Consider the following 4,132-nt stretch of genomic DNA (forward strand, 5'->3'; position numbering starts at 1 on the left):
AAGCGATAATAACAGGGGCAACCGGTATGGTTGGAGAAGGGGTTTTGCATGAATGCCTTTTGAATGAAGATGTTGAATCGGTCCTGGTGATCAACAGAAGGCCGTGTAAGGTGTTTCATTCTAAACTGAAAGAAATCATACTGGATAATTTTCAGGATTATTCAAACATAGAAGATAAGCTGGTTGGATATAATGCTGCATTTCTATGCATGGGCGTGTCTTCGGTTGGAATGCCCGGGGATGAATATTTTCATATCACCTATGAATTGACCCTGGCCCTGGCGCGGACGCTGTCAAAGCTGAATCCCGGATTGACCCTTTGCTATATTTCCGGACTTGGAACAGACAGCTCAGAAAGGGGCCGTATTAATTGGGCAAGGGTGAAGGGGAGAACAGAAAATGAGTTGATACAGCTATTTCCCAACAAAGCATTTATGTTCAGGCCTGCATATATTCAGCCAACTAAAGGATTGCAGCATACTTATAAAACTTATAAAGTTTTGGGCGTTTTATATCCTGTCTGGAAATTTCTGTTTCCTAAATATGTCTCAAAATTAAGTGAAATAGGGTTAGCCATGATTAATGTCTCAAAGTCCGGATTTAATAAGACTGTTCTGGAAAGCAAAGATATTATTGAATTGGCACATCAAACCCGGCGTTAGTCCTTGATATTAATCCAAAGTTTTACTGTTTCTCTTTTTAAAGATCACGTAGGCGCAAAAAAAAAGCCTTCAGGATGAAGGCTTTCTGCAAATTGGAATTTTTTAAATTAGGTATTCATTCCGCCACATACGTGGATTACTTGTCCACTGACATAAGATGAAAGGTCACTGGCCAGGAAGAGTGCAACGTTTGCAACATCTTCGGGTGTTCCGCCACGGTGCAGAGGAATTTTTTCAGCCCATTCATTTCTGATTTTTTCAGGCAGCTGGGCTGTCATATCAGTAATGATGAAGCCTGGGGCAATGGCGTTGCATCTGATATGTCTTGCTCCGAGTTCTTTGGCGGCAGACTTGGTGAAACCAATAATACCTGCTTTTGAAGCAGAATAATTACATTGATTGGCATTACCCGAAACGCCAACTACAGAGCTCATGCTGATAATGCTTCCGCCATCCTGTTTCCACATGACGGGTTGAACGGCTTTTGTAAAGTTAAATACCGATTTTAGATTGATTGAAATAACCAAATCCCATTGTTCTTCGGTCATTCTCTTGAGTGCACCGTCTTTGGTAATACCTGCATTGTTTACCAGGATATCAATCCGGCCGAAGTCCTTTACTACTTCTTCAACGACTTTAGCTGTTTCATCAAATTTGGCAGCATTTGAAGCATAAGCTTTGGCTTTAACGCCTAAGTCCTGCAATTCTTTTTCTGTTGCCTTTGAATTGTCGTCATAGAAAAGGTCCGTAAATGCAATATTTGCACCTTCAGCAGCATAACGCAGAGCAATGGCTTTGCCAATACCTCTAGCTGCACCGGTGATTAAAGCTGTTTTTCCTTCTAATAACTTCATATAAAAATATTTATTTATTTAATTAAGGATCTTTATTGAACGCTTTTGGATGCAGAACTGAATTGCTCATTCAGCCTGAAAAATCCTATTTTTTTAATGCTTCAAACATTGTTTTTCCCAATAAGGCAGGTGATTCAACCACATGAATGCCGCATTCTCTCATGATTTGCATTTTTGCCGCAGCCGTATCATTTTTGCCCCCTACAATAGCACCAGCATGACCCATTCTACGTCCTTTGGGAGCAGTTTGTCCGGCAATAAATCCGACTACGGGTTTTGTCCCATGTTCTTTTATCCACCTGGCCGCATCAGCTTCCATATTGCCTCCGATTTCACCTATCATGACGATCCCTTCAGTTTGTGGATCATTCATGAATAATTTTACGGCATCCAATGTACTTGTACCAATAATCGGGTCGCCTCCGATACCAAGACAGGTGGATTGCCCCAGGCCTACTTTGGTTATCTGGTCAACAGCTTCGTAGGTTAAGGTACCGCTGCGCGAGATGATTCCTATGCTTCCTTTTTTATGAATAAAAGCGGGCATAATTCCAACTTTGGCTTCGCCGGGAGAAATAACGCCCGGACAATTGGGGCCAACCAAACGGCAATCTTTATCTTTTAAGTATTCTTTCACTTTGACCATATCCTGAGTAGGAATTCCTTCGGTGATACAGACTATCACCTTTAAACCTGCCTGGGCGGCTTCCATGATGGCATCGGCAGCAAAAGCAGGTGGAACGAATATGATTGAGGTATTTGCTCCTGTGGCTTTCACAGCGTCTTCAACGGTATTGAAAACAGGTTTGCCTAAATGGGTTTGACCACCTTTTCCCGGAGTGACCCCCCCAACTACGGCTGTACCGTATTCTATCATCTGCTGGGAATGGAAGGTGCCTTCGCTTCCGGTAAAACCTTGTACAATAACTTTTGAGTCTTTATTTACTAATACGCTCATTTGTCTTATTTTTAATTTTACTGGCCAAAAGTAAACCTTTTGTGAAAAAATACAAAATTTTTAATCTTTTTAGCTTCTCCCGTTATTAATAATGGCAATCTTTGCGGAAATTTCTATCTTTTAAATCTTTAATTTTTTTGTATTGTTTTTCAGTGAAATGTTTGATTCTGACTCTCTGAAATGTATTTTGCAATGGAGATTTATCCAAACCATTTTTTCTTTTTTTTGTTAAACATGAAGGAATTGGCGTTTGAGGGATGGATGGCTATAATAACTTTTAAAAAATGAAGAAGAAATGAAAATAGCAATTATTGGAGCCGGTGGAGTAGGAGGGTACTTTGGCGCAAAAATGGCTTATGCCGGCTATGATGTTACCTTCATTGCAAGGGGCAGAAATCTTAAGGCTATGCAGGAAAATGGATTAAAGGTAAAAAGTATATTGGGTGATTTTGAACTTCCAAGGGTTAAGGCTACGGATAACATTTCAGAGTTGGTGAAACCCGATTTGGTGATAGTTGCCGTGAAAGCCTGGCAGGTTAAAGAAATTGCAAGCCAACTTAAAGGTGTGGTGGGAGAAAATACAACCGTTCTGCCTTTGGAAAACGGTATTATGGCCTCAGAAGAAATTTCAGAGCTTTTGGGTGAAAATAATGTGATTGCCGGCCTGTGCAGAATTATAAGCAAGATTGAAACACCCGGTGTTATCAATCATTTCGGGGTAAAACCTACTATAGTTTTCGGAGAACTGGATAATTCCATTACTCCCAGGATCAATCAAATCAAGGAAGTATTTGACAAGGCCGGAATATATTCGGTTATTGCTCATGATATTCAGGCAGAACTTTGGAAAAAATTTATTTCTATCTGTACCAGCGGACTGATGGCCATCACCCGTTCGCCTTATGGCGTGATCCGGGAAATGGAAGGAACACGCAAGCTGATGCGCGATGTACTTACTGAAATTTATAACCTTGCCGTTAAAGCAGGTATAAACCTGGAAAGTTGCATTGTCGAAAAAGCTGTCGGATTTATTGATTCAATGCCTTATGAATCAACAGCTTCTTTAGCCCGTGATGTATGGGCTGGAAAACCATCTGAAATTGAATATCAAAATGGGACGGTGGTCAGGCTGGGTGAAAAATATCAGGTAGATACTCCCGTGAATTCTTTTATATATAATTGTATTTTACCAATGGAAGTGGCAGCAAGAAGAAAGTCAGATTAAAAGCCTGATGCTTAAAGGCTCTTGGTCATCACAGATGTACAGCTTTTTATTTTCTAGTGATAATGTCCTGTCTATGAACTTTTTACTTAAAGCCGTACAAATCCGTGATGATCTAAAATTTATTTGTCAAAAATAATCAAATTGCTGACTTATAAAAATCACCTTCATTCCTTCTGTTCAAATTAAATAACTTTCCAGAATTGAACGATTCAAAAACATGATTTTTATCATGCAAGTTTAGGGTTTTATTTTAAAAAATGCAAATAATTTAGGAGAATTAATTTTATTTTGAAAGGGATAAAAGGAGACTGTTTCTTTAACATATTTATGAATAGATGGTTAAAATTATTTTTCAACCGGTATATACTTTTAATCACTTAGCTCCTGTTTTCTGAAAATATCATTAACTTTATTCCACCAAACAAAATTCAAT

4 protein-coding genes are annotated in these 4,132 nt (G+C 39.2%); 2 read left to right on the forward strand and 2 right to left on the reverse strand.

Going from position 1 to position 4,132, the window contains the following annotated elements; genetic code table 11:
• Nucleotides 1-662, forward strand: a 662-nt coding sequence (locus tag Q8907_13625) for an epimerase (GenBank protein ID MDP4275312.1), incomplete at its 5' end; no start/stop codon positions are given.
• A 107-nt stretch (nucleotides 663-769) separates the two neighbouring features.
• On the opposite strand, the gene fabG is transcribed toward Q8907_13625, so the two are convergent.
• Nucleotides 770-1,516 carry a 3-oxoacyl-[acyl-carrier-protein] reductase gene (gene fabG, locus Q8907_13630; GenBank protein ID MDP4275313.1) on the reverse strand — a complete coding sequence of 249 codons (747 nt, stop codon included), beginning with the start codon at nucleotides 1,514-1,516 and terminating at the stop codon, nucleotides 770-772.
• An 85-nt stretch (nucleotides 1,517-1,601) separates the two neighbouring features.
• Entirely contained in the window at nucleotides 1,602-2,474 is an 873-nt protein-coding gene (sucD, locus tag Q8907_13635; GenBank protein MDP4275314.1) for a succinate--CoA ligase subunit alpha, read from the reverse strand.
• A gap of 295 nt (nucleotides 2,475-2,769) precedes the next feature.
• Between sucD and Q8907_13640 the strand changes: the two genes are divergently transcribed.
• Entirely contained in the window at nucleotides 2,770-3,699 is a 930-nt protein-coding gene (locus Q8907_13640) for a 2-dehydropantoate 2-reductase (protein MDP4275315.1), read from the forward strand.
• The last annotated feature ends 433 nt before the right edge of the window (nucleotides 3,700-4,132 follow it).

Source organism: Bacteroidota bacterium, from assembly GCA_030706565.1.
Lineage (GTDB): Bacteria > Bacteroidota > Bacteroidia > Bacteroidales > JAUZOH01 > JAUZOH01.

Bases quoted from the DNA above. Each gene is read 5' to 3' on its own strand.
- fabG (MDP4275313.1), bottom strand. From the start codon at position 1,516: ATGAAGTTATTAGAAGGAAAAACAGCTTTAATCACCGGTGCAGCTAGA.
- sucD (MDP4275314.1), bottom strand. From the start codon at position 2,474: ATGAGCGTATTAGTAAATAAAGACTCAAAAGTTATTGTACAAGGTTTT.
- Q8907_13640 (MDP4275315.1), top strand. From the start codon at position 2,770: ATGAAAATAGCAATTATTGGAGCCGGTGGAGTAGGAGGGTACTTTGGC.